Below are 24456 nucleotides of genomic sequence, written 5' to 3' on the forward strand. Positions count from 1 at the left end.
CGGACCGCGGCCGGATCCTGATCGATTTCTCCATCGGTCGCACACCCCTCTTGTCAGAGCCGGGTCAGTGAGGTCCGCCATCATGTCCGGCATGGTGATGCCGTCGGATGGGCACGCGTACGTGGTCAGATACTCGGTCTCGCCCGGCAGTTTTGTCTGGATCGCGTTGGCCGGCACGGTCACCGTGTCGTCGGTGCGCATCGCGGTCACCACGAACGAGCCACGAGCGCTGATTCTTTCCGTCCTCGGCGGCGGTCTGCTGCTCTATCTGCTGATCACCCATCTGGCGAGGCTGGGCAAGGTCGCGCTGCGGGTGGACAGCCGGGGCATCACCTTCGGCGGGAGGGCGTTCCGCTATCGGGAGACGACCCACGTCGTGCCCTGGCGGGCGATCCGGACCGTGGTCGTCTACCGGACCTACGGATATCGGGTCCAGGGCTTGGGCGGAGCGACCGGCCGCTTCCTCGGGCTGCACGGCACCGAGGCGCCGATCGTCCTCCCGGAACGGCCCGATCCGATCACTGACCCGGACGGCTACGCCGCGATGATCAAGCGGCTGACCCGGCGGGTGCCGCACGTCCCGCCCGACGTGACGTACGCGAGCCGGCGGATCTGGGGCTGGCTGCTGCACCAGGACCGGCTCACCGAGGTGGTGCGCCGGTTTGCCCCCGAGGTCACGGTGGTCGACGCCGGCTGAGGCACGTCTTGCGCGAGGGTGGTGGGGTGGAATCGACCGATGCGACCGCGGTGGAGCGGTTCTGGACCCTCGGATCCCGCTCCGAACGAACTCGGCACGGGCTGGTACGAGTCAACCCGGCGGCTCCGGACCAGCCGCTGGGTAACTGTCTGGCCGAACCCGACTGGCCGCCCGGCGCGCTCGACCACGCTCTGACCGGCGTCGCCGCGGTCACTGGCCGGGCCTGCCGTCGGGTGCTGGTGGACCGCCGGACGCCGGCCGTCGTGGAGGCCGAACTGGCGCTGGCCGACTGGCGCCCGGACCAGTTGGTGCTGCTCCGGCTGGCCGAACCGCAGCCAGGCCCGGCGGCCGAGTTCGACGGCCGGCTACGGCGGATCACTGCCGAGCACGACTGGTCGGCCCTCACCGCGTTGTTCCGGATCGACCACCTCGAGGAGGATCGGCGAGCCGGCCGGCCGGGCCGTCCGGCCGAATCGACGGAGCAGTCGATCACCCTGCGGCGTTCGCTGACCGGCGCGAGCTGGTTCCTGGCCGAGCGAGCCGGCGACCCGGTCGGCGCGATCGCCAGCTGGCTGGACCCCGGTGCGACGGGAGTGATCGAGGACGTCTTCGTGCATCCGGCCCATCGCGGGCATGGCATCGCGACCGCCATGATCGCCACCCTCGTCGGCCGCCTCCGCACCCGGGGTGCGCGGACGGTCGTGATCGCCGCCGCGGCCGACGACACACCGAAACACCTCTACGCCGGGCTCGGCTTCCGGCCGTTCGCCGTGACCCGGAGCTACCTCCGCGACTGAGCGCGCGGCGGCCGTCCGGCCAACACGGACTCGGAGCAGTGGGTGCGGTGGGCCCGAGGACACTAAGGTGTGCCTCGTGAGCCAGCCTTTGGAGCGGGCGCCTGCGGCCGAGTACGGATTGCGCCCCAGCGCGGTCCTCGCGTTCCTTGATGATCTTGAGCAAGAACTGCACAGCCTGATGATCATCCGGCACGGCAAGGTGCTGGTCGAAGGCTGGTGGGCGCCCTACCGCCCGGACGGGGTGCAACTTCTCTACTCGCTGAGCAAGAGCTTCACCTCGACGGCCGTCGGTCTTGCGATCGCCGAGGGCCGGCTCAACCTGGACCTGCCGCTGCTGGCCTATCTGGATGATCTTGCCGGATCGGCGGCGGGGCCACGGATCCGGCAGTTGACCGTACGCGAGACGCTGCGGATGGCCACCGGTCACGCCGAGGACACGCTGTGGCGATCATTCGTGGCGGACCCGCAAGAGCCGCTGCGCGGGTTCCTCGGGATCGAACCCGATCATGAACCGGGAAGCGTGTTCGCGTACAACAACACCGCCTCCTATGCCGTCGCGGCGATCACCCAGCGGGTCACCGGGACCACCCTGCTGGACTACCTGACGCCGCGACTGCTGCGGCCGCTCGGCATCGAGCGGGGCCATTGGACCGCCTACCCGCAGGACCGGCAGCTCGGCTACAGCGGGCTGCACCTGACCACCGAGTCGATCGCGAAGTTCGGCGAACTGTATCTGCGCCGCGGCCGCTGGAACGGCCGGCAACTGGTGCCCGCCGACTACGTCGACCTGGCGACCTCGGTCCTGACGCCGAACCCGAACGAGACCGACCCGGACTGGCAGCAGGGCTACGGCTATCAGTTCTGGCGGTCCCGGTACGGCTACCGCGCCGACGGAGCGTTCGGGCAGTTCTGTCTCGTGTTGCCGGAGCAGGACGCGGTGATCGTGATGACCTCGGCGGCCGACGATCCGCAGGCCGTACTGGCCACTGTCTGGCAGCACCTGCTGCCCGGCTTCAGCCCGCGCTCGGTCGCCGGGCCCGACACCGCTCGCGACGCCGCCGTCCTGGCCGAACGCCTGGCCGGACTCACGCTGCCGCCGGCCCTGGCCGCCCACGCGGCCGAGGAGCGGGCGTACGCGCGGAACGCCTCGGTCGAGGTCGCGCCGCGGCCGGAGATCCGGATCACCGGGATCGCCCCGGCCGGCGACGACGGCTGGCGGGTCGGGCTGGCGCACGGGGATCCGGTGCTGCCGGCCGAAACCCCGACCTTCGAGATCGCCGCGGCGCCGGACCGATGGCTGGACAGCGTCGTCGATCTGCCCGGCGACCGCGAACTGCGGCTCGCGGCCAGCGGCGGCTGGCTGGACGACATCTTCCGGCTGGAGCTCGCCCTGGTGCAGTCACCGCACCGGATGACCCTCTGGTACGCGGCGGCCACCGGCGACACGATCACCGAATGGGTCACCGCCCCGGTCCCCGGCACCTCGCTGTTCGGCCTGGCCCTCCCCCGCGACCTCTCCCTGGGCTGACCGCCCGGGTCAGTCGACCGTGAGGTTCTTGCCGGTGTCGGCGAGGATGGTCAGCAGGTCCTGGTGGTCGATCGCGACCGCCCCGACGAAAAGGCCGTAGCTCCCCGGCCGGCCGGTGTCGACCACGATCACGTCCACCGTGTCGCCGACGACCTCGCGGTCGCGGACCCGGATGTCGGTCCGGATCCACCAGGCGTCGTGGCCGTCGATCGTGGCCCGCTCCGACTTGACGTCGTCGGCGGCGACGAACGAGCTGTACCACTGCGAACTGGCGACGCACTGCATCACGCTCTGCGCCGCCTGCTTGGTGCCGGTGAAACCGTCGGCCGCGCGGATCTCGCCGACGGCGAGCAGCGCGACCCAGCCGGGGTTGACGAACATGCCCTGCGAGGAGACGTCGTAGGCCCAACTGAAGCCGCTGGCCTGCAGATCGTCCCGCCAGCCGCCCACCTTCGGAAACGACAGCCCGCCGCCGTGCACGCGGCCGTCGGCCGGATAGCCGGCGCGGGCGCCCGGATCGCCGGTCGGGCACGAGGTCAGCGGCTTGGTCGACGCCGAACCCGACGGGTCCGGCGTCGGCTCCGGTGACGGGCTCGGCGTCGGTTCGGCGGTCGGGCTGCTGTCGTCCCAGCCGGAGACGGTCGACGTCGGTACGGGTTCGTCGGTGAACGGCCGCGATCCCGTGCCGACCTGTCGGATCACGAAGAAGATGATCAAGCCGAGGACCACGGCCAACGCCACGGCCCCGATGATCATCGGCAGCACCCGGCGCCGCTCGGACCGGCCGGCGGAGGCCGGTGCTCCGGGTTGGTCGGACGTCTGTTGCGACCAACCGCGGCCGTCCCAGTACCGGAAGCGGCCGGGAGCGCCGGACGGATCGGGATACCAGCCGGGCGTGGACACGGCGCCAGCCAATCACGCCCCGGTTCCAGCTCCGACCGCGGCCGACAGGTTCGGCCCGAATCCACCGATGATCTTGGAGCTGTGGCCGTGTCCAGGGGTTGGGGAAGGCGGCGCTGGTTTCGTTCCCTGAGCCGGTCGAAGGGCAGGCCGGGAGTTGCCCTCGCCTGGTGTTTCGGCCGTACGGCCGGACAAGGCGCGCCAAGGACGGGCGGGATGGAGCGGTCGGCCGGGTCTCGCGGCCGACGACGGATTATGCGTTGGTTTTCGATTGCACTCTTCGAGTGGACGCTTTGGCCGCGGATCTGCGCCTGGAAGGTGGCCGAACAGTCCACTCGACGCCCGTCGGCGGGTGAGGTCGGTGATCACGATCCTCCCTTGAACCCGGCCGAGCTCGGCGGTGGATCCTGACCCATCGAGTGTGACCTTTTCCACCCGGGTTCGCCGATTTCGGGTGGATAAGGTCACTCTCGACGCAAGGCCTGGCCACGCACACCAACACCCGAACCGGCCCCTGTCCAAAGCTGGTGCGCCCGATCGGTGGATCCAGGTTCAGGCGTCCCGGCGCGGCTCGCCGCGATAGCTGCCGATCGACCACAGGTTGCCCTCGGGATCGGCCAGCGTGAACTCGCGACCGCCGTGATCCCGGTCCACCGGCTCGGCGACGATCGTGGCCCCGGCGGCGACCGCTCGCTGGTGGGTCAGGTCCACCTCGTCGGTCACCAGATAGGTCCCGGCGGTGCCGGGTTCGCGGCTCCAGGTCGCGTTGGCCTGATGACTGCCGAGCATGATCCCGCCGCCGGCAGGCCAATCGAGCTGGGCGTGGGCGACCCGATCGCCGTCGGCGTAGACGGCAGTCTTCTCGAAGCCGACGACATCCACCAGGAAGTCGATCAAGGCCCGGGCGTCGTGGGCCTGCAGAGTCGGCCAGACGGTCGGAGCGGGTGCGTTCGTGGTATCGGTCATGCCGGCGAGTCTGCCGGCGGCCGATGCCCACCGGCTTGGATGTTTCGGAACTCCTCGGCGTCAGTCGAGGTTTGCTTCGGTATCACGCGACCGACACCCTGATCTTCGTCGTCTTCTTCCCCACGCGTTCCCCTTAGGAATCCCAAGCGTCAAGAAGCTGTACAAGAGCAAGTACAAAGTCAAGAAATGGACCGAGGCAAGACCAAAAGGAAATCCGTACGAGACGGTAGCTGATCTTAGAGCACTTGGATCACCGGAGATTGCAGGTATCTCGTGCTACGTCGGAAGTGGAAGTGCCACTGCAATCCCGCTGGCCAATATCGAAGTCTGCACAATCTACATTTCGGCAAAGTACTGCTTCAGCGGAAACAGCCCGAATGTCGCAACCAACGAGAATTGCGTTCGTCTCATCATGAAGTCGAAGAGCGTGTCTCTCGACTTCTCATGCTCGGTGCATGGGCAGTAGCGTAGGTGGCATGGCTGACAGCCGAGAGCGCACTACAGGCGCGACACCTGACTCGTGGTCGCCACCCACTGGCCCACCGACAGGCCGACCGACGCAGCATGAGGGTCCGCTCTTCGGCCTGGTGGCCGCACCACTCTTTCTAGTTTCGCTGCTCGCGCTGCCCTGTCTGCTCGTATCGGCGTGGCTTGGCTGCGTTGTTGCTCTTGTCTCCGTAGCCGCGTCCCTGGTGTTCCTGATTCGCCGGGTGCCGGGACGAGGGCTGCTCGTCGCAGCCATCTGTGTCGGCTCCGTCGTCGTCGTGCTCGCCGTACTCATCCTGGTCCTGATGCCCAGCGGAGTTGTGGGGACGGTCACCGTCAGCTAGCCGGGGGCCGATGCCCACCGGCTTGGATGTTTCGGAACTCCTCGGCGATCCAGGTCGACGGGTTGGTGCCGGTGAACTGGCGGAAGTCGCGGACCAGGTGGGACTGGTCGTAGAAGCCGCGGTCGGCAGCGACCTGGGCCAGGTCGCAGCGGCCGGTACGGCTGACCTCGGCCGAGATCTGCCGTCGCGCGAACTCGAAGCGGAACAGCCGGCCGAGCTGTTTCGGCGAGACGCCGAGCTCGTCGCTGAACAGCTGGCCGACCCGCCGGCCGCTGTAGCCGAGGTGCCGGGACAGGCCGTCCATCGACCCGGTGCCGCCGAACCGGGCCAGCCAGTGCCAGGCCTCGACCAGAGCCGGCGCCGGGCCGGCGACCCGGTCGGCCAGCTCGGCCCGCCGCCGCAGATAGCACCACAGCGCGTCGAACCGCTCCGGCCAGGTCGCCGCTTCGGCCATCCGCTGCCGGAGCCGCTCGGAGTCGTCGCCGAGCACGGCCGCTCCGTCGCCGACCAGCTCGGCCAGCTCGCGGGTCGGCGGGCCGAACAGCCGCCGGGCCGCGAGCGGGTGGACGGCGAGCTGGATCCCGACCTGTTGTCGCGGCTGCACCACGTAGGCCGGCCGCCGGTGCAGGCCGCCGAGCAGCACCGCGGCCCGGGGCGCGGTCGGCGCCAACGCCAGGTCGGGCGACTCGGCGCCGATGATCGGCGCCTCGTCCAGCGCGAAGATGAAGGTCAGGTACGGCGACGGCAGGCCGCGGTGCAGACCGGGCGGGTTGCCGGCGCTGGAATAGCCGACGGCCGACGCGACCAGGCCGGGAAGTCGGCTCGTCGAATTGACGAACTCGAACGTCCCGAGCTGCTCCGCGACCTCGGCCACCATCTCATCAGTATCCTCCCGGCCCCGCCGAGTGCGGCGGACCTGCTAGAACGCTGGCATGACGGATCGCAGCATCGTGGTGGTCGGCGCCGGCATCGTCGGGGCCTCGCTGGCGTACCACCTGGCGGGGAACGGCCGGCCGGTCACGGTGATCGACGCAGGCCTGCCCGGCTCCGGCGTCACCCAGGCCTCGTTCGCCTGGATCGGGCGAACGGTCGGCAGCGATCGGCCCTCGGCGCCGCTGCGCTGTCTGGCCCTGGACGACTACCGGCGGCTGGAGACCGAGCTACCCGGGCTCGCGATCCGCTGGACCGGCTCGCTGACCTGGGACGGCTTCGACGACGAGCCGGGGCCGACCACGACCGAAGTCGCGGCCGTGGAACCGCACCTGCTCGATCCGCCGCCGGCGGCGATCCACCGACCCGAGGACGCGGCGTTCGATCCGGTCGCGGCGACCGAGCTGCTGATCGCGGCGGCGCGGGACCGGGGCGCCCGGGTGCTGGCCGGGACGCCGGCCGTCGCCCTCGAGCAGCGGGCGGGCACGGTCGTCGGAGTGCGGACGACCGCCGGTGAGCTGCCGGCCGAGACCGTCGTCCTCGCCGCCGGCACCGGCAGCGTCGCGCTGGGCGCCGGGGTCGGCATCACCCTGCCCGTCGAGCCCTCGCCCGCGGTCCTGGTCCGGTTGCGGGCGACGCCCGGCCTGGTCCGGGGCATCGTCGCGTCGCCGGCGCTGGAGGTCAGACAGCTGGACGACGGCACGGTGCTGGCTCCGACGACGTACGGCGGCGAGATCGATCAGGCCGCCCTGCTCGCCACCGCCCGCCGGGTCCGGGACCGGTTCGCCGCCGCCTTCGCCGGAGCCGGCGACGCCGAGATCGTGTCGGCCGAGATCGGCTGGCGACCGATGCCCGTCGACGACGAACCGATCGTCGGGCCGCCACCCGGCGTCGGCGGCCTGTACGTCGCCCTGACCCATTCGGCGATCACCCTGGCCGCCGCCCTCGGCCGGCTCGCCGCCGCCGAGATCCTGACCGGCCGGCCGGCCCCGGAACTGGCCGGCTGCCGGCCGGACCGATTCGCGGTGACCTCATGACGACCGAGCCGCAGGCCGGATCGCCGGGTCACCCGCTGGTCGAGCTGGACAGCACCGCCTTCGCCACCCGGGCGACGCCGTACGCGGCCGAGGTCGGTACGGCGAGCGACGGCGACCTCTGGCCGACCACCTGGGCCGACGACGACGCCCTTTACACGGCCAACGGCGACGGCCGCGGCTTCTCCGCCGACGCTCCGTGGGCCGACATCGTCGTCAACCGGGTCGACGGCACCCCGGAGACCAGCCTGACCGGGGTGCGGCTGGCCGCGGGCGACGAACTGGGCCCGGTGCTGACCGACCCGAGCCGGTACAACCGCAAACCCACCGGGATCGTCGCCGTGGACGGCGACCGCGACGGGCGGGACGAGCTCTATCTGGCCGTCCAGGACCTGCGTAAACCGGCCGCCGAGGGGCAGCCGCCGCACCCGGCCTTCGACGACGCCCCGGCCGCGACGATCGTCCGGTCCCTGGATCGCGGCCGGACCTGGCAGTGGCCGACCGAGCCGATGTTTCGCGACTACGTCTTCACCACGATCTTCTTCCTCGACTTCGGCCGCAGCAACGAGCGGGCCTCGGTGCTCGGCCCGGACGGAGCGGACTACGTCTACGCCTACGGCCTGGATCACAACTGGCGCGACTCGTGCAGCGACGTCGTTCCCGATCCGGTCGACCTGTGGCTGGCCCGGGTGCCGATCGAGGCGATCCAGCAGCGGGACCGGTGGGAGTTCTTCGCCGGGACCGTGGGCGAGGACCCGGTCTGGAGCGGCGAGCTCGATCGGCGGGTGCCGGTGCTGCACGACGAACGGCGGGTCTATCCCGGCACGGTGACCGCGGACGGAATGTCGGTGCTGTCCCAGGGCGGGGTGGTCTACAACCAGGGTCTTGATCGTTATCTCTACTTCTCCTGGACCGAGTTCAGTTGGGAGTTCTACGAGGCGCCGCGGCCGTGGGGACCGTGGAAACTCTTTCTGCACAAGGAGTTCGGGCCGTATCCGTGGTGGGGCTCCGACCCCGGGACGCCGGGCCCGAAGAACGGCGGCTACGGCACCGTCGCGCCGTCCAAGTTCATCAGCAACGACGGCCGGACCCTGTGGCTGCAGGCGAACTGGTTCAACGGGGTCGACCATCCGCCGAACACGTACCACTTCTCCCTGCGCCGCTTGGAACTGACGCCGTACGCCGACTCGACTCCGGACAACCCGGCCGACCCCACGGCCAATCTGGCCCGTGCCGCCGGGACCGTGGTGATCGACCGGGTCAGCCGGCACGGCCGGCCCGAGGTGATCAACGACGGCTCGACCGAGGCCGAGGAGGACAGCCGGGACGACTCGCGGAAGGACACCGACCTGTGGGGCTACGAGTGGCCGCGGGCCCACCGGTTCGACCGGGTCGTCTACACCACCGGGACGATCTCGACCGACGGCGGCTGGTTCGCCGGGCCGCCGCGGCTCCAGGTCCGGCAGCGTGGAGCCTGGCGGGACATCACCCCGACCATGATCGAACCGGACTATCCCGCCGACCCCTCCGTCCGTCCGCGGACCGCCTACACCTTCCGCTTCGCCGCCGCCTGGGGAGACGGGTTGCGGCTGATCGGGCGGCCCGGAGGTCCGGCGGCGTTCACCTCGATCGCCGAGCTCGAGGTCTACTACGACGGCTGATCCGGGGGTCGCCGGATTCGCCGCCACCCCTGGCAGAATGCACACACCATGAGTCGCCGTACCGTCGAAATCCATTCGCTGGCCGAGTTCGATCAGCTGCTGGCCCACACCTCAGCCCTGAACGGCTGGTGTGTGCAGGCGGTCGACCTGTCCGAGCGCGGTGATGATCTTGACCGGGTGATCGTCCGCGGTGCGGTCTTCCTCGGCTGCCGGTTCGCCGCTGGGGTCGAGTCGGAGCTGCGCCGCCGGGGTGGGTTGATCTTCCCCGCCCTGCCGTCGCTGCCGTTCGATCCCTACCGACCGTTGCCGTACACGGCCGACGATCTCTACCTGCCGGCCGGGCAGGCCCGGCTCGGCACCTACGCCGAGAGCCCGGACGCCGCGATCTATGCCTGGTCGAAGGAGGGTCTGCCGGTCCCGCCGCTGGATCACTCGCTGGCGACCGCGCTGCATGATCACGCGATGGCCGACGCGCTGGGCGAGGCGCTGGAGGACCTCGACCCGCGCAGCGTGGTCGGCATCATGGGCGGCCACGCCCTGTCCCGCCGCGACGACGTCTACTGGCAGGCGGCCGAGCTGACCTCGCAGCTCACCGCCGCCGGCCGGGTGGTGCTGACCGGTGGCGGGCCCGGTGCGATGGAGGCGGCCAATCTCGGTGCCTACCTGAGCCCCTGGCCCGGTGCCCTGGACGAGGCGCGGGCGATCATGATCAAGGTCGCGGACTTCCGGACTATCGACGACTGGGTCGACACTGCGTTCCAGGTGCGGGACCGCTGGCCGTCGGACCGGGCCGGACGCAGCATCGGGATCCCGACCTGGTTCTACGGGCACGAGCCGTCCAACGTGTTCGCGACCGTGATCACCAAGTATTTCGCCAACGCGCTGCGCGAGGACACCCTGCTGCACCGGTGCCGCGGCGGCATCGTCTACCTGCCCGGCCGGGCCGGCACCGTGCAGGAGATCTTCCAGGCGGTGACCGAGAACTACTACGCGACCGACAGCACCCGGATCGCCCCGATGATCTTGGTCGGGCGCGACTACTGGACCGAGCAACTGCCGGCCTGGCCGCTGCTGTCCAAGCTCGCCGAAGGCCGGTCGATGGCGAAGGTGATCGACTGCGTGGACAGCGTCGCCGAGGCGTTCGACCGGCTGGAGTCGTTCGCGGTCGCCGATCCGGTGATCAGATCGAGTCGACGTAGTTGATCACGAACGCGAGGCAGGGCAGCAGGTAGGCGGCCGCCAGCACGGTCACCGCGCGGAACGTCGGCTGCCTCCTGATCACCAGCACCCGGTAGAGCACGAACAGCACCGGCATGATCACCAGGTGCAGTGGGATCAACGACGGCTGGACGACGATCCCGGCGATCGCCAGCCCCAGCGTCAGCAGCGCGCTGCCGGCCCACAGCGCGAAGCCGACCTCGGCGGCGGCCCGGCGGCCGAGGGCCACGGCCGTGGTTCGCACCCCGACGGCCCGGTCGGTCTCCAGGTCGACGATCGTCGTGACCAGATAGAGCGCCGCGACCGCCATCGTGGCCACGACCGTGATCGGCCACGGAAACCCGGCCGGGGAGCCGGTGATCGCGACCCAGCCGCCCAACGGCCCGAGCACCCCGACCGGGATCGCGTTGACGGCCACATCCGCGCCGGGCCGGGCCTTCAGCCGCAGCGGTGGCGCGCTGTAGGCCCAGCCGAGCAGCACGGTCAGCGCCGTGCCGAGGGCGAACAGGGACCCGAGCGGCACCGCCGCGAGCACCGCCACCACCCCGGCGACGACACCGATCCGCAGCGCGCCCCGCGGCGAGACGTGCCGCCGCACCAGCGGCGACCCGGCCTTGCGCGGGTTGGCCAGATCTCCCTGGAGGTCGTACGCGTCGTTGATCGCCAGTGCCGACAGCCAGAGCAACGGACCGGCCACCAGGAACGCGTAGCCCATGATCAACAACTCCGGCCCGCGCGGCAGGATCCGGTGCGTCGCGAGGACGAAACCCGGCTGCATCGCCGCCACGGAGAGCAACCAGAACTGCGGCCGGGCCATCAGCAGCACGTCGAGCGGCCGCAGCGACCGGCCCCTGCGGCCCGCGTCTCCGGACGGGCTCACCGGCCGAAGCTCAGGTCCTCCACTCCGCCCTCGCTGGTCCACGAGCCGCTCCTCCTCCGCCGGCGTCGCCGGTCGGCGACAGTCCCATCTTCTCGGTGGCGCCGCATCCCGGGAGTCCCCAGGGCGAGCGAACTCCCTCCCCCGGAGGTGGGAACGCCGGCTACCCGTGCCGGAGCTCTCGGATGCGGTCGACCAGCAGTTCGGATTCGGCGGCGGAGAGCCGCGCCCCGGCCTGCTGAGCCAGCTCGGGAAGCTCGGGAAGCTCGGCAGGATCGTAGTCCCGCCGCTGCGGCGCCTCCCCGGCGCGGCTCAGGGCGACGTAGTCGAGGGTGACGGTCAGCAGGTTGGGCGTTCCGTCCGCGTCCACGCCATTCCGGTTGATCGACAGCGACGACCGGAAGTGCGAGGACGGGGCGGTGCTGGTCCAGTGGTGGCCCATCTCCACGTCGACGCGGCGGACCGGCAGTTCGTCCGTGGTGTGCATGTACTCCCAGTCGTCGCCGCGGCGCCGCCACAGCTCCCAGGCGTGGCCGCCCGGCTGCTCGGCGTCGGTCCGCCGGACCTGATGCGGCCACAGCCCGCCCGACAACTCGGCACCGTCGGCGAGCTCGATCGGCTCGAGCGGCGCGATGCCGATGCCGGGATCGCTCAGGTGGCGACGACCGTCGAGCGTCACGATCATGACCAGATGCGAGCGCGGGGACGTCTGCGGATTGGCGACCCGGGCCAGTCGTGGCTCGACGTCGTAGCCGAGCCGGACCAGCACCGCGTGGAAGATCGTCGCGTGCTCGAAGCAGTAGCCACCGCGATGACGGTGCACGAACTTGTCCTGGACGGCTGACAGTCCGACCCCGGGATGCTGCTCCAGCAGCACGTCGATGTTCTCGAACGGGAACGTGCGCACATGGGCCGTCTGGAGCCGGGCCAGGGCGGCCGCCGACGGCGGTTCGGCGGCGGCGCCGGTCCGCTCCAGATAGGCGGCAAGATCGAGATCAGCGGTGTCCCAGGTCATGCGCACATCATGCCGGTCGGCCTCGAAGGCTGGGTGCCGGCCGAGCTGCTGGCGCCGGACCAGGTGGGGGGGCAGGCCGAATGGCTGGCCGAGTTTCGCGATCGCTTGGCGACCGCCTCCGCCCTCGTCCGCCGTCGGCACTAGTGCACCAACGGCGCGATCAGACACCGCTTTGCGCCCTTTACTCGTGCTTCGCGACCTCTGTAGGTGGGGCGAAGCCGCGCAAAATGGCGCGAAGCCGGCTCGGGGATGGTTGAAGGGCCGGCAGCGACACCTACCCACCGCAATCACCCGCCCGCCCCTTGGTGCGTCTTCCGGCCGACAGGCCGAACCGTGTCAGGGGATCAAGATCAGCTTGCCGGTGGTCTTGCGGGCGGCGAGGTCGGCCTGGGCCTGGGCGGCCTCGGCCAGCGGGTAGGTGCCGCCGATCCGGACCTTCAGCCGGCCGTCGCGGACCCAGCCGAAGAGTTCGGCCGAGCGCTCCAGCAGTTCGCTCCGGGTGACCGTGTGATCACCGAGCTTGGGCCGGGTCAGGAAGACCGAGCCGGCGTCGTTGAGCCGCTGCGGGTCGACCGCGGGCACGGCGCCGCTGGAGGCGCCGAACAGCACCAGGATGCCGCGCCGCCGGACGGCGGCCAGCGAGTCGTCGAAGGTGTCCTTGCCGACGCTGTCGTACACGACCGGGAGGCCGGCGCCGTCGGTCAGCTCGCGGGCCCGCTCGGCGAAGCCGGTGTAGCCGACGATCACCTCGTCCGCTCCCGCCTCCCGGGACAGCTCGGCCTTGTCGCCGGTGGAGACGGTGGTGATCACCCGGGCGCCTTTGATCTTGGCGATCTGGGTCAGCAGCAGCCCGACGCCGCCGGCGCCGGCGTGCACCAGCACTGTGTCCCCGGCCTGGATCGGGTACGTCGACGTCGCCAGGTAGTGCGCGGTCAGGCCCTGCAACGGCAGGGCCGCGGCCTGCTCGTCGGACAGTCCGCCGGGCACCGCGAGCAGCTTGTCGGCCGGACCGACCACCCGGCTGGCGTACGACCTCGGGATGCCGGGCCAGGCGACCCGGTCGCCGATCTTGAACGTGGTCACGTCCGGCCCGAGGGCGCTGATCACGCCGGCACCCTCGCCGCCCGGCGTGTACGGGAACGGCACCGGGTAGACACCGGTCCGCTGGTAGATCTCGATGAAGTTGACCCCGACGCCGGTGACATCGATGGCCACCTCGCCCGGACCGGGCTCGGCGTCGGGCAGCTCGACCAGCTCGAGCACCTCAGGCCCGCCGGCCGCACGGTACTGGATCGCGTTTCCCATGCTCACTCCCCTTCCGGGCCGGCCGAGCGGGCCCGGCGAGCGGCGATGAAGGAGCGGATGCCGAAGATCAGATAGAGCACCGTGACGACGAGCAGGATGATGCTCTCGATGATCGCGCCGGGCCGCTCGGCGGTGCCGTCGAACAGCTGGCCGATCTTGACCACGTTCATCAGCGAGCCGAGGGCTCCGATCAGCGCGAACACCAACGCCAGGTGGATCGCGTGCCGGCGCAGCTTCTCCCGCATCGCCAGCACGCCACAGATCCCGATCGCGATCCCGACGAAGGCGGGGATCAACGCGGTCACGCTCGAGGCGCCGGTCGCGATGAAGGTGATCACTCCGGTCAAGATCAACACGACGGCCACGGCCTGGGTCAGTCTGGTCACCGGCTCAGACTAGGGCATCCTCACGACGCCGCCGGATCAGAGGGACGGCTCCTCGGCGGTGGCCAGCGTGAGCACGGCCTCTTCGATCGCGTCGTGCTCCTCCAGCTCCCGTTCGACCCGGCGCAGCCGGACGGCGAGGTCGTGCTCGGCGTCGTCGCCGGTCATGTCGACCGCCGCCACCAGATAAACCCGGGACGGGCCGACGAACTCCAGGTGCAGATAGGTGACCCGCGCCACCTCGGGATGCGAGAGCAGCTTGCGCAGCGCCACCTGCCGCAGCTCGGGCTGCACCTGTTCGCCGACCAGGAAGCGCCGGTTCCGGTCGATCAGAAACACCGCCACGACGGCGAGCAGTACTCCGACCAGGATCGAGCCGATCGCGTCCGGCACCGGCGACCCGGTCAGCTGGTGCAGCGCCACGCTGCCACCGGCGATGATCAAGCCGAGCAGCGCGGCCGCGTCCTCGGCGAACACGGCCCGCAGCGTCGGGTTGGAGGTCTGCAGGATGAACCGCAGGGTGGAGATCCGCTGCGCCCGCGCGTAGCGCCGGGCCTGCCGGAACGCCTGGGTGAACGAGATCCCCTCGAGCACGAAGGCGATGGCCAAGATCACGTACGCGATCGGATAGTTGCCGGCCGGCTCGGGCTCGATCAGCTCGGTGATCCCGTGCATGATCGACACCACCGCACCGGCAGTGAACAGGCCGAACGCCGCGAACATCGACCAGACGTAGGCCTCCCGGCCGAACCCCATCGGATGCGCCCGGTCCCGCCGCCGTCCCGACCGCCGGTCGGCGATCAGCAGGAAGATCTCGTTGCCCGCATCGGCCCACGAGTGCGCCGCCTCGGCCAGCATCGCCGCCGAACCGGTGATCACCGCGGCCGCCGACTTCGCGATCGCGATCACCAGGTTGGCGACGAACGCGATGATCACCGTGAGCAGGCTCTCGCCGCCCTCCGTCTTCGCCTTACCGCCAGACTCCGCAGTCACCTCCCCAGCCTAGGACGACCGGCCCGCACCGTCGGCCATGACCTTCGCCAGGGTGGCGGCGCGGCGGCTGGTCAGCACTTCCTCCAGCACCATCGGCCGGCCGTCGGGGTGGCTCAGCGGCATCCGCCAGTTGGGGTGCTCGTCCATCGTGCCCGGCTGGTTCTGCACCCGCCGGTCGCCGACCAGGTCGGGCAGTGCCACCGCCCGCAGCACCGCCGGGGTCTGACCGAGGAACCGGTGCAGGGCGGCGATCACCGCCTCCTCACCCTCCTCGCCGACCCGTTCCTGGTCGGCGCGCAGCAGGCCGCGTCCGCGCAGCTCGGCCAGCCAGGATTCGCGCTCGGCCCGGGCGTCGCCCAGTTCCTCGGCCACGGACCGTTCCAGCAACCCGAGCCGGTCTCGCAGCCGGACATGGTCGCCGCGCAGGTAGGCCGCGGTCGGCGGCAGGTCGTGGGTGGTGACCGAGGCCAGACAGGCCTGCCGCCAGCGCTCGGCCGGCAGGGGAATGTCCGCCGCCCAATCCCGCTCGAACCACAGGATCGAGGTGCCGAGGATGCCGCGCTCGCGCAGCACGTCGCGGGCCAGCGGCTCGACCGTGCCGAGGTCCTCGCCGATCACCACCGCGCCGGCCCGTTCCGCTTCCAGCGCGAGGATGCCGACCAGCGCCTCGTGGTCGTACCGGACGTAGGTGCCTTCCTTCGGCCCGCCGCCGCTGGGGATCCACCAGAGTCGGTACAGGCCGATCACGTGGTCGACCCGGACCCCGCCGGCGTGCCGCAGCAGCGAGGCCACCATCTCCCGGAACGGCCGGAAGCCGGTCGCCGCCAGCCGGTCCGGCCGCCACGGCGGCTGGTTCCAGTCCTGCCCGAGCTGGTTGTACGCATCCGGCGGCGCCCCGACGCTGATCCCGGTGGCGTAGCTGTCGCGGAGCCGCCAGGCGTCCGCCCCGCCCGGGTGGACGCCGACCGCAAGATCGTGGATCACCCCGAACCGCAGGCCGAACCGGCGCGCGTCGTCCTGCACCCGGGCGAGCTGTTCGTCGCACTGCCACTGCAGCCAACAGGTGAACTCCAGATCGGCTGCATGATCATCGACGAACTGGCGGATCTCCGCCGAGCGCGGATCGCGGAACGGCTCGGGCCAGCGCCGGGCGTCCGGACCGTACTGTTCGGCCAGCACCGACCAGGTGGCGAAGTCGATCAGGTCCGCGCCTTCGCGATCAAGGTAGCCGCCGAACGCGAGCTGCCGCCCGGGTGTCCGACCGGCCTCGAAGATGAGCTTGAGGGCTGCTCGTTTCGCTGCCCAAGAAGCGTTCCGGTCGATCCGGTAGCCGATCCCCGGGGTGTGCAGCACCCGTTCCCGCAGCTTCCGGATGATCTTGCGGTCCTTGCGGCGCAGCGTCGCGTACTCGGCGATCGCCTCCGGCCGGAGGTAGATCGGGTTGGTGAACCGCCGGCTGGCCGGCAGATAGGGCGACGGCTCCAGCGGCGGCACCGGCTCGGCCGCGTGCACCGGGTTGATCAACACGAAGTCGGCGCCGTGATCAAGACCCGACCAGGCCGCGAGATCGGTCAGGTCGGTCAGGTCGCCGACGCCCCAGGACCCGGCCGAACGCACGCTGTAGAGCTGGGACGCGATCCCCCAACCCGGCCGGGTCTCCAGCCCGCCCGGCCAGCCGAGCCGGTCCGGCGTCACGATCAGCGGCGCCGCGGCCCGCCGCTCGCCGGCCTCGGCGTGCAGCGTGTGATAGCCGAGCGGCAGGTCGTCGGGCACGGTGAACTCGAGCCGGGTCAGCGACCGGTCGTCGATCAGGCGGGTCTGCGGCGCTTCGTCGCCCCGCGGCAGGTCGGCGGTCCGGCCGCCGTCCTCGCGCTCGATCCAGACCCGGACCTCCGCACCGGCGTCGGCGTGCACCGCGACCGTGGTGGACCGGCCCCGGACCAGAGTCAGCGACGCCGGCAGCATCGAGCGCCAGGGCCGCAGCGGCAGCTCGTCCAGCGCCTGCCGGATTTGCTCCGGGCCGGTGGCGTCGACGCCCATCGCGGCCAGCACGGCGACCAGGGTCGCCGCGGCGACCTGCACCTGAGCGCCCTTCCAGTCGTAGTAGTCGGTGGCGATCCGGTACGCCTCCGCCAGTCGGACCAGGTCTGGATCAGGGCTCGCCACGGCCACCATCCTGGCACGGCCGACAGGCCCGGGAGCACAGCCATTCACAGGTCGTTGCCAGCGCGGGCTGGGCCGATTGCCAGTGCGCTCTCCTCTGCTGGGAAGTCCATTCATCGAACGAAGCAGAGGAGCCATTCATGGCGAGAACGAAGACCACTGTCGCTGCCGCGGTCGTCGGCGGCGCGTTGGCCTTGGGCGCGATCACGGTCGGGGCGACCGTCGCGGCCGCCGACCCGACCCAGACCCCGAGCGCCACGCCGTCGGCGGGCACCCCGTCGGCCGGCACCCCGTCCGGCGCGCCGGACGCGCCCCGTCCCGAGGGCCGCGAGCATCGGCACGGCGGTCCGGGACTGCTGTCGGCGGCGAAACTCGCCGAGAAGCTGGGCCTGCCCGAGGATCGGGTGAGCGAGGCGCTGCAGGCGGTCAAGGACGAGTTGCGCGCGGACCGGGAGAAGAAGAATCAGGACGAGCGACCGTCCCGGACCGAGGCCCAGACCGAGCTGGCCCGCCTGCTGGCCGAGAAGCTGGGGATCGAGCAGTCCGCCGTCGAGAAGGCGTTCAGCGAGCTCCGGGCCGAGGGTCAGGCCGAGGCGCTGACGTCGTTGAAGGAACGGCTGGCCGAGGCCGTACAGGCCGGCACGCTGACCCAGGCCGAAGCCGACGCCGTGGTCAAGGCCGCCGAGGCCGGCGTCATCCCGACCGGCCCCCGCTGACCGACCCCTCCCCGGTCGGAAAGAGCCGCCCGGCACCCGTCCCGAGGTGCCGGGCGGTGGCCGTTCCCGGCCGCTCCGAGCGGTGTCCGAACCGGCTTCAAGCGCGCTGACCAGGCTTGTCCGAATGTCGGGCAGGTCGGTAGTTACAAACCTGTCATTTCCATATATGGTGGTTCTCGCGCCAATCAGCCACTACAGGTAGGGAGGGTCCCCAGCATGACCGTGACCAGCGAGATCCGAGTAGTCAAGCGGGACGGGGCCCTGCAGCAGTACGACGGGTACGAGATCGCCCGCTCGATCGAGGACGCCGCACGCGGCCTCGACGACGCTATCAAGCGGGCCACTCAGATCCAGTCCGAGCTGGAGATCACGCTCTTCGACAACATCACCACCGCGCAGCTGGACGAGGCCGTGATCGGCATCGCGCTGCAGAACGTCAAGGACGATCCGGCGTTCGACACCATCGCCGCGCGGCTGCTGATCAAGACCCTCTACAAGCGCGTGCTGGGCGAGACCCACGACCTGTTCGGTGACAGTGCGCCGGAGACGATCCAGGCGCTGCACCGGCTGAAGTTCGCCGACTACCTGACCAACGCGATCGAGCGCGGGCTGCTCGACCCGCGGCTGGGCGGCGAGATGTTCGACCTGGAGCGGCTGGCCGCGGCGCTGGACCCGACCCGGGACGACCTGCTGCGCTACATCGGCGTGCAGACGATGCGCACCCGCTACATGATCAGCGACCACGACCGGAACCCGCTCGAGGTGCCGCAGTACTTCTGGATGCGGGTCTCGATGGGCCTCTCGCTCAACGAGGAGGACCCGACCACGGCCGCTCTCGGCTTCTACGAGGGCATGTCCCGGCTGGAGTATCTGGCCGCCGGTTCCACGCTGGTCAACGCCGGCACCTCGTACGCCCAGCTCTCCAACTGCTTCGTGATGCAGATGGAGGACGACATCGAGCACATCGCCAAGTCGGTCCGCGACGTGATGTGGCTGACCAAGGGCACCGGCGGCATCGGCCTGTCGGTCTCCAAGCTGCGCAGCGAGGGCTCCCCGATCCGGTCCAACAACACCACCTCGACCGGCCCGATCCCGTTCATGCACACGATCGACTCCACCCTGCGGGCGGTTTCCCGCGGCGGCAAGAAGTTCGGCGCACTCTGCTTCTACATGGAGAACTGGCACCTCGACTTCCCGCAGTTCCTCGACCTGCGGCAGAACGCGGGCGACCCGTACCGCCGCACCCGGACCGCCAACACCGCGGTCTGGATCTCCGACGAGTTCATGAAGCGGGTCCGTAACGACGAGGACTGGTATCTGTTCGACCCGCTGGAGGTCGACGACCTGACCGAGCTCTACGGCGCCGAGTTCTCCAAGCGTTACGCCGAGTACGTCCGGATGGCCGAGACCGGTGAGATCAAGCGGTTCAAGAAGATCCGGGCCCGGGAGCAGTTCCAGGCGATCCTGATCTCGCTGCAGACCACTTCGCACCCGTGGCTGACCTGGAAGGACACGATCAACACCCGGGCGCTGAACAACAACACCGGGACGATCCACCTGTCCAACCTGTGCACCGAGGTCTGCCTGCCGCAGGACCGGGACAACGTCGCGGTCTGCAACCTGGCCTCGATCAACCTGTCCAAGCACCTGCGCGGCTCCGGCCCGCAGGCCCGGATCGACTGGGACCGGCTGCGCCAGTCCGCCCGCTCCGCCGTGCGGCAGCTGGACAACCTGATCGACATCACCATCTCCTCGGTGCCGGAGTCGGAGAAGTCCAACGCCGACAACCGGGCCATCGGCCTGGGCGTGATGGGCTTCACCGACGTGGTCGAGCGGATGGGCTTCTCGTACGAGAGCGAGCAGAGCTACGCGCTGGCCGACGAGATCATGGAGTTCGTCAGCTACCACGCGATCGACGAGAGCGCCGACCTGGCCCGCGAGCGCGGCGCGTACTCCAACTTCCCGGGGTCGCGCTGGTCCCAGGGCATGGTGCCGTTCGACACGATCGACGCGCTGGAGGCCGACCGCGGCGTGAAGGTCGACGTCGACCGGACCACCCGGCTCGACTGGGACGCGCTGCGCACCAAGGTCAAGGGCGGCATTCGCAACGCCACTCTGATGGCGATTGCCCCGACCGCCTCGATCGGCCTGGTCGCCGGCACCACCCCGGGCCTGGACCCGCAGTTCTCGCAGATCTTCAGCCGGGCCACCTCCTCGGGCAAGTTCCTCGAGGTGAACCGCAACCTGGTCAAGGATCTGAAGGAGTACGGCCTGTGGGAGGACGTCCGCGACGACCTGCTGCGGGCTCAGGGTGACGTGTCCAAGATCGACATCGTGCCGGAGGAACTGAAGAAGATCTACCGGACGTCGTTCCAGCTGTCGCCGTACGCGTTCATCAACGTGGCCGCGCGGGCGCAGAAGTGGATCGACCAGGCGATCAGCCGCAACATCTACCTGGCCAGCCGGGACGTCGGCGAGATGGTCGACCTCTACACGGCCGCGTGGGACAAGGGCGTGAAGACCACCTACTACCTGCACATGATGCCGCGGCACACCGCGGAGCAGAGCACGGTGAAGGTGAACAAGGCGGCCGAGTTGCGCGGCGAGTCGGCGAAGGAGTCCGGCGGTGCCTCGACGGGCCGGCGCGGCTTCGGCTTCGGCCGCTCCGGCAGCGCCCCGACCTCGCCGGCCACCGCCTCCGAGGTGGCCCCCGTGGCATCCGAGCCGGTCGAAGCGCCCGCACCGCTCACGGTCGAGGCCGAGTCGGTCGGGGTCGAGGGCACGGTCGAGCACCGGCCGACCGCGGCCAATCGGGCCCAGACGGCCCAGGCCCAGTCGGTCCAGGTCGCCGAGCCGGAGGCCGAGACCGCCGCCGAACCGGTCGCCGAAGTCACCCAGCCCGACCAGCAGGTGGTGCCGGAGGACAGCCAGGAACTGGAAATCGTCGACGGCGCGTACTGCCCGATCGATCCTCAGGAACGACTCCAGTGCGAGTCCTGCCAGTAGGACGAGTCCGGCCAGTAAGATCGCGTGCCGAGCTGTCAGGGTCTCTCCGCCTGACGCGTTGAGACCCTGACAGAGCGGGAAAGGAAGTCGATGACAAGCATTTTGGGCACCGGTATCACCGAGGGACTGCTGCTGAAGCCGGTCACCTACCCCTGGGCGTACGAGTTGTACAACCAGGCGGTCGCCAACACCTGGTTCCCGCACGAGGTCCAGCTGGGCGAGGACCTCAGCGACTTCGGCCGGATGACCGACGACGAGCGGCATGCGCTGACCCACCTGATGAGCTACTTCAACCCGAACGAGTTGCTGGTCAACAAGGCTCTCGCCTTCGGCGTGTATCCCTACGTCAACTCCGCCGAGTGCCATCTGTATCTGGCGAAGCAGATGTGGGAGGAGGCCAACCACTGCATGGCCTTCGAGTACGTGCTGGAGACCTTCCCGATCGACCGCGCGGCGGCCTACGAGTCGCACGTCAGCGTCCCGTCGATGGCGGCGAAGGAGCAGTTCGAGGTCAGCTTCATCAAGCGGATGTCGGAGCAGACCCTCGACATCTCCACCACCGAAGGGAAGCAGGACTTCGTCCGCAACCTGGTCGCGTACAACGTGATCTTGGAAGGGATCTGGTTCTACTCCGGCTTCATGGTCGCCCTGTCCTTCCGGCAGCGGAACCTCCTTCGCAACTTCGGCTCCTTGATCGACTGGATCGTCCGGGACGAGAGCCTGCACCTGAAGTTCGGCATCAACCTGATCCTGACCGTGCTGGACGAAAATCCCGATGTCGGCACCGAGGAGTTCGCCGAGGAGATCCGCGGGATGATCTTGAAGGCCGTCGAGATGGAAGAGGCCTACAACCGGGACCTGCTGCCCAACGGCATCCTGGGCATGAACGCCGAATACATCAACCAGTATGTGAAGTATCTGGCCGATCGCCGGTTGGAGGAGCTGGGCTTCGAGGCTGCCTACAACGTGACCAATCCGGCCAAGTGGATGGCAACGGCGAACGACACTCTGCAGCTCGTGAACTTCTTCGAATCCATCAATACCTCGTACGAAGTCGACGCTCGCGCCAAGTGATCATCGCTCCCTGAGCTTGTCGAAGGGCGGGCCAGGGGTCGGCTTGGGTTGGCGGGCGTGGGTCCGCGCGGGACTCTGGGGGATGGATGCGCGGGCAACCATCCGCCCGCGGTGATCTTGGATTAGCTGCCGCGACCTTTGCGTCGCGGGCTCCCGCCAGGCCCGTCCACGCCCGCGCACCCATCCCCCAGAGTCCCGCGCTGGTTGGCTGCCGGGTGTCTGTGGGATCACCCTGATGGCGGTCAGTTTGGCCGGGAGTACCCGGCCAAACTGACCGCCATCTGAACTATCCGCCTGGATCGGGCTTGAGCAAGATCATCGTTCCCTGAGCCTGTCGAAGGGCAGGCCGGATGATCACGCTGCTAACCGACCTCCGGGCCCGCGCATTTCTCCACCACGGTCGACTTCCGCACACCGAGGCGGCGGTTGATCAGGATAGGCCGGAGAAGACGGCCAGAGTCGCGGTGCAGGACGGCACGGGCCCCGATCCAGCCGAGGAACAGCCGGATCAGTCGCCTACCGGACAGGATTGCTCGGCCCGTCGCTCCGGATCGCCGGCGGATCGGCGCGCTGCCGCGCCGCCTCGAACAGCAGGACTCCGGCGGCCGTTGCGGCGTTGAGACTGTCCGGGCCGCCGACCATCGGGATCCTGGTCCGGATCTGCGCGTGACTCACCCACCGGTCCGACAGGCCGTGCTGCTCGCTGCCGATCACCAGCGCCGTCGGCCCGGTCAGGTCGGCGTCCCAGGAGGCGACCGAGCCGGCCGGGGTGCCGGCGACGATCCGGATCCGGTGCCGGTCCAGCCAGGCCAGGGCCGTGTCCGTGTCGGTGATCGCCAGCGGCACGGCGAACAGATGGCCGAGCGAGGCGCGGACGACGCCGGGCCCGAACGGATCGGTCGCCGGGTCGCAGATGATCATCCCGGTGACGCCCGCGGCGCAGGCCGTCCGCAGCATTGCGCCGAGATTGCCCGGCTTCTCGATCCGCTCCACCACCAGCAACAGCGGGTCGGACGGGTCGGACGGGCCGGTGATCGGCAGCCGATCCAACGCCGTGCCGAAGATCCGGCCGACGGCAAGCAGGCCGTCCGGCCGATCCCGGTAACTGATCCGGTGAAAAGGGGCGGCGGCGAGCTCGACCAGTTCGGCGCCGCGCCGCCGAGCCCGGGCAAGCAGCTCGGCCTCGTGCCGGTGCAGCCACAGTGACGGACAGTAGTAGACGGTTTGCAGGTCGACCTCCGGGAGCGCGCGGGCGAGCTCGCGGTAGCCCTCGATCAGGAAGGTGCCGGTGCGCTGCCGGTGCCGCGGCAGCCGGAGCCGGACGAGGTCGGCGACTCTCTTGTTGGTGCGCGACGTGATCACCGGATCCGCGCGCTGAAGGGACAGAGGTGCGGTCATGATCATCACCCGAATGGTGCGGACGTGGACGCCGCCGGACACCTCGAGGGCACCGGTGCGGCGGGAAGGGAGATCTCCGCACTGGTGATCGGACGTCGATCAGCAGCGGGAGTGGATCAGCGACCAGAGCGGTCGGCGATCAGGTCAACTCAACGATCGGGGACCCGACCGGTCTCCCAGATCGAGGTCGAGCCGGTCTGCGCTGCGAAGTCGATTCTCGCGCTGATCATCGGCAGTCCTTCCAGTCAGCAACGAGCCTAGGCAGCCGGCGCAGTCGATGCCAGTGAATTTCGGGGCCGGCGCACCTGTCGGACGCCGAGCAGGATCAGTCCGGCCAGCACCGGGTAGACGGCGATCCGCTCCAGCACGCCGCCGACCCGGCTCAGCACCCGGGGCGGGTCGGCAACGACCAGACCGAGGAAGACCAGGCCGCCGAGCAGGCCGATCAGGCCGAGAACGCGCAGGACCCGGCGGGGCGAGATCTCCGGCCGGCGGATGGCGATCAGCAGCGTGATCGCGAGGGCGCCGGCGGTCGTACCGCCGGCCAGAGCGACGGACTCCGGGCCGTACGCGTTCCACGGCGGGATGATCCCTTGCGCCGAGACCAGCAGGCCGCAGACCACCAGCAGGCCACGGGCGATCCGAACCGGCCACCGCGGCCCACCCTCGACGACGGACAGCAGCCCACCGGCGATGATCAGCAGGCCGACCATGATCAGGGTCAGGTCGAGCACCGGATGGAACGGCGAACAGTCCACATACCGCGAGTCCGGCACGGCGCAACCGGTGGCGCCCAGATCGCTGATCGTGATCCGCCAGGGCTCGAACCGGTCGTACGAGGCGAGCCCGGCCCAGCCGACCGCCGCGATCAGCTCGGCGACCATGAGCAACCCGGCCGCGATCCAGCAACAACCCCCGAGCAGCCGTCTGATCATCACGCCCCCTTGAGCCGAGCCTAGTGTCCT

Annotated in this window: 20 protein-coding genes; 9 read left to right on the forward strand and 11 right to left on the reverse strand. The window is 70.1% G+C overall.

The window, feature by feature from the left end; genetic code table 11:
- Positions 1-91: 91 nt before the first annotated feature.
- The 3 genes from FNH24_RS12350 to FNH24_RS12360 all read left to right on the forward strand — a co-directional run bounded on the left by FNH24_RS12350 (position 92) and on the right by FNH24_RS12360 (position 3022).
- Positions 92-697, forward strand: a complete 606-nt coding sequence (locus FNH24_RS12350; RefSeq protein WP_152362484.1) for a hypothetical protein — start codon at positions 92-94, stop codon at positions 695-697.
- 26 nt (positions 698-723) lie between these two features.
- Positions 724-1494: a GNAT family N-acetyltransferase gene (locus tag FNH24_RS12355; protein ID WP_152362485.1), complete on the forward strand. Its 771-nt coding sequence runs from the start codon at positions 724-726 to the stop codon at positions 1492-1494.
- A 76-nt stretch (positions 1495-1570) separates the two neighbouring features.
- Positions 1571-3022: a serine hydrolase domain-containing protein gene (locus tag FNH24_RS12360; RefSeq protein WP_152362486.1), complete on the forward strand. Its 1452-nt coding sequence runs from the start codon at positions 1571-1573 to the stop codon at positions 3020-3022.
- Between the two features lie 9 nt (positions 3023-3031).
- On the opposite strand, the gene FNH24_RS12365 is transcribed toward FNH24_RS12360, so the two are convergent.
- From FNH24_RS12365 to FNH24_RS12375, 3 genes are all read right to left on the reverse strand, one after another.
- Positions 3032-3925 carry a DUF2510 domain-containing protein gene (locus tag FNH24_RS12365; RefSeq protein ID WP_161606111.1) on the reverse strand — a complete coding sequence of 298 codons (894 nt, stop codon included), beginning with the start codon at positions 3923-3925 and terminating at the stop codon, positions 3032-3034.
- Positions 3926-4474: 549 nt separating this feature from the next.
- Positions 4475-4888: a VOC family protein gene (locus FNH24_RS12370; RefSeq protein ID WP_152362488.1), complete on the reverse strand. Its 414-nt coding sequence runs from the start codon at positions 4886-4888 to the stop codon at positions 4475-4477.
- A gap of 822 nt (positions 4889-5710) precedes the next feature.
- Entirely contained in the window at positions 5711-6595 is an 885-nt protein-coding gene (locus FNH24_RS12375) for an AraC family transcriptional regulator (RefSeq protein WP_152362489.1), read from the reverse strand.
- A 55-nt stretch (positions 6596-6650) separates the two neighbouring features.
- Between FNH24_RS12375 and FNH24_RS12380 the strand changes: the two genes are divergently transcribed.
- Genes FNH24_RS12380 through FNH24_RS12390 form a run of 3 tightly spaced genes read left to right on the forward strand, consistent with a single transcriptional unit; the run spans position 6651 to position 10546 of the window.
- Positions 6651-7685, forward strand: coding sequence for an NAD(P)/FAD-dependent oxidoreductase (locus FNH24_RS12380; protein WP_152362490.1), 1035 nt, complete (start codon positions 6651-6653; stop codon positions 7683-7685).
- Positions 7682-9343: a glycoside hydrolase family 183 protein gene (locus tag FNH24_RS12385; protein ID WP_152362491.1), complete on the forward strand. Its 1662-nt coding sequence runs from the start codon at positions 7682-7684 to the stop codon at positions 9341-9343. Before FNH24_RS12380 ends, FNH24_RS12385 begins: the two co-directional genes overlap by 4 nt.
- A gap of 48 nt (positions 9344-9391) precedes the next feature.
- Positions 9392-10546 (forward strand): LOG family protein, encoded by a 1155-nt coding sequence (locus tag FNH24_RS12390; protein ID WP_152362492.1) that lies wholly within the window; start codon positions 9392-9394, stop codon positions 10544-10546.
- Here FNH24_RS12390 and FNH24_RS12395 read toward each other — a convergent pair.
- The 6 genes from FNH24_RS12395 to malQ all read right to left on the reverse strand — a co-directional run bounded on the left by FNH24_RS12395 (position 10524) and on the right by malQ (position 17300).
- Complete coding sequence (locus FNH24_RS12395) at positions 10524-11441, reverse strand: prenyltransferase (RefSeq protein ID WP_152362493.1); 918 nt, start codon at positions 11439-11441, stop codon at positions 10524-10526. The two genes, FNH24_RS12390 and FNH24_RS12395, sit on opposite strands and share 23 nt — an antisense overlap.
- A 160-nt stretch (positions 11442-11601) precedes the next feature.
- Positions 11602-12453 carry an arylamine N-acetyltransferase family protein gene (locus FNH24_RS12400; protein ID WP_152362494.1) on the reverse strand — a complete coding sequence of 284 codons (852 nt, stop codon included), beginning with the start codon at positions 12451-12453 and terminating at the stop codon, positions 11602-11604.
- 336 nt (positions 12454-12789) lie between these two features.
- Positions 12790-13758, reverse strand: coding sequence for a quinone oxidoreductase family protein (locus FNH24_RS12405; protein ID WP_152362495.1), 969 nt, complete (start codon positions 13756-13758; stop codon positions 12790-12792).
- 2 nt (positions 13759-13760) lie between these two features.
- The gene (locus FNH24_RS12410; protein ID WP_152362496.1) at positions 13761-14144 is read right to left on the reverse strand and encodes a hypothetical protein; all 384 of its coding nucleotides are present in this window, start codon (positions 14142-14144) and stop codon (positions 13761-13763) included.
- Between the two features lie 36 nt (positions 14145-14180).
- Positions 14181-15134, reverse strand: a complete 954-nt coding sequence (locus tag FNH24_RS12415) for a cation diffusion facilitator family transporter (protein ID WP_246186858.1) — start codon at positions 15132-15134, stop codon at positions 14181-14183.
- Positions 15135-15143: 9 nt separating this feature from the next.
- Complete coding sequence (gene malQ / locus FNH24_RS12420) at positions 15144-17300, reverse strand: 4-alpha-glucanotransferase (protein ID WP_246186859.1); 2157 nt, start codon at positions 17298-17300, stop codon at positions 15144-15146.
- Positions 17301-17437: 137 nt separating this feature from the next.
- On the opposite strand from malQ, the gene FNH24_RS12425 reads away from it, so the two are divergent.
- From FNH24_RS12425 to FNH24_RS12435, 3 genes are all read left to right on the forward strand, one after another.
- On the forward strand, positions 17438-18013 hold the full coding sequence (locus FNH24_RS12425) for a hypothetical protein (protein ID WP_152362498.1): 576 nt from the start codon (positions 17438-17440) through the stop codon (positions 18011-18013).
- Positions 18014-18229: 216 nt separating this feature from the next.
- Positions 18230-21019 (forward strand): ribonucleoside-diphosphate reductase subunit alpha, encoded by a 2790-nt coding sequence (locus FNH24_RS12430; protein WP_152362499.1) that lies wholly within the window; start codon positions 18230-18232, stop codon positions 21017-21019.
- 90 nt (positions 21020-21109) lie between these two features.
- Complete coding sequence (locus FNH24_RS12435; protein ID WP_152362500.1) at positions 21110-22093, forward strand: ribonucleotide-diphosphate reductase subunit beta; 984 nt, start codon at positions 21110-21112, stop codon at positions 22091-22093.
- Positions 22094-22609: 516 nt separating this feature from the next.
- On the opposite strand, the gene FNH24_RS12440 is transcribed toward FNH24_RS12435, so the two are convergent.
- Entirely contained in the window at positions 22610-23497 is an 888-nt protein-coding gene (locus FNH24_RS12440) for a TrmH family RNA methyltransferase (protein ID WP_217428182.1), read from the reverse strand.
- Between the two features lie 251 nt (positions 23498-23748).
- Positions 23749-24426 carry a DUF998 domain-containing protein gene (locus FNH24_RS12445; protein ID WP_161606112.1) on the reverse strand — a complete coding sequence of 226 codons (678 nt, stop codon included), beginning with the start codon at positions 24424-24426 and terminating at the stop codon, positions 23749-23751.
- Positions 24427-24456 lie beyond the last annotated feature (30 nt).

This window comes from Microlunatus speluncae (assembly GCF_009299835.1).
GTDB lineage: Bacteria > Actinomycetota > Actinomycetes > Propionibacteriales > Propionibacteriaceae > Microlunatus > Microlunatus speluncae.

Bases quoted from the DNA above. Each gene is read 5' to 3' on its own strand.
- FNH24_RS12400 (WP_152362494.1), bottom strand. From the start codon at position 12,453: ATGACCTGGGACACCGCTGATCTCGATCTTGCCGCCTATCTGGAGCGG.
- FNH24_RS12425 (WP_152362498.1), top strand. From the start codon at position 17,438: ATGGCGAGAACGAAGACCACTGTCGCTGCCGCGGTCGTCGGCGGCGCG.
- FNH24_RS12445 (WP_161606112.1), bottom strand. From the start codon at position 24,426: ATGATCAGACGGCTGCTCGGGGGTTGTTGCTGGATCGCGGCCGGGTTG.
- FNH24_RS12390 (WP_152362492.1), top strand. From the start codon at position 9,392: ATGAGTCGCCGTACCGTCGAAATCCATTCGCTGGCCGAGTTCGATCAG.
- FNH24_RS12350 (WP_152362484.1), top strand. From the start codon at position 92: ATGGTGATGCCGTCGGATGGGCACGCGTACGTGGTCAGATACTCGGTC.
- FNH24_RS12430 (WP_152362499.1), top strand. From the start codon at position 18,230: ATGACCGTGACCAGCGAGATCCGAGTAGTCAAGCGGGACGGGGCCCTG.
- FNH24_RS12385 (WP_152362491.1), top strand. From the start codon at position 7,682: ATGACGACCGAGCCGCAGGCCGGATCGCCGGGTCACCCGCTGGTCGAG.
- FNH24_RS12380 (WP_152362490.1), top strand. From the start codon at position 6,651: ATGACGGATCGCAGCATCGTGGTGGTCGGCGCCGGCATCGTCGGGGCC.
- FNH24_RS12405 (WP_152362495.1), bottom strand. From the start codon at position 13,758: ATGGGAAACGCGATCCAGTACCGTGCGGCCGGCGGGCCTGAGGTGCTC.
- FNH24_RS12440 (WP_217428182.1), bottom strand. From the start codon at position 23,497: ATGATCATGACCGCACCTCTGTCCCTTCAGCGCGCGGATCCGGTGATC.
- FNH24_RS12435 (WP_152362500.1), top strand. From the start codon at position 21,110: ATGACAAGCATTTTGGGCACCGGTATCACCGAGGGACTGCTGCTGAAG.
- FNH24_RS12375 (WP_152362489.1), bottom strand. From the start codon at position 6,595: ATGGTGGCCGAGGTCGCGGAGCAGCTCGGGACGTTCGAGTTCGTCAAT.
- FNH24_RS12370 (WP_152362488.1), bottom strand. From the start codon at position 4,888: ATGACCGATACCACGAACGCACCCGCTCCGACCGTCTGGCCGACTCTG.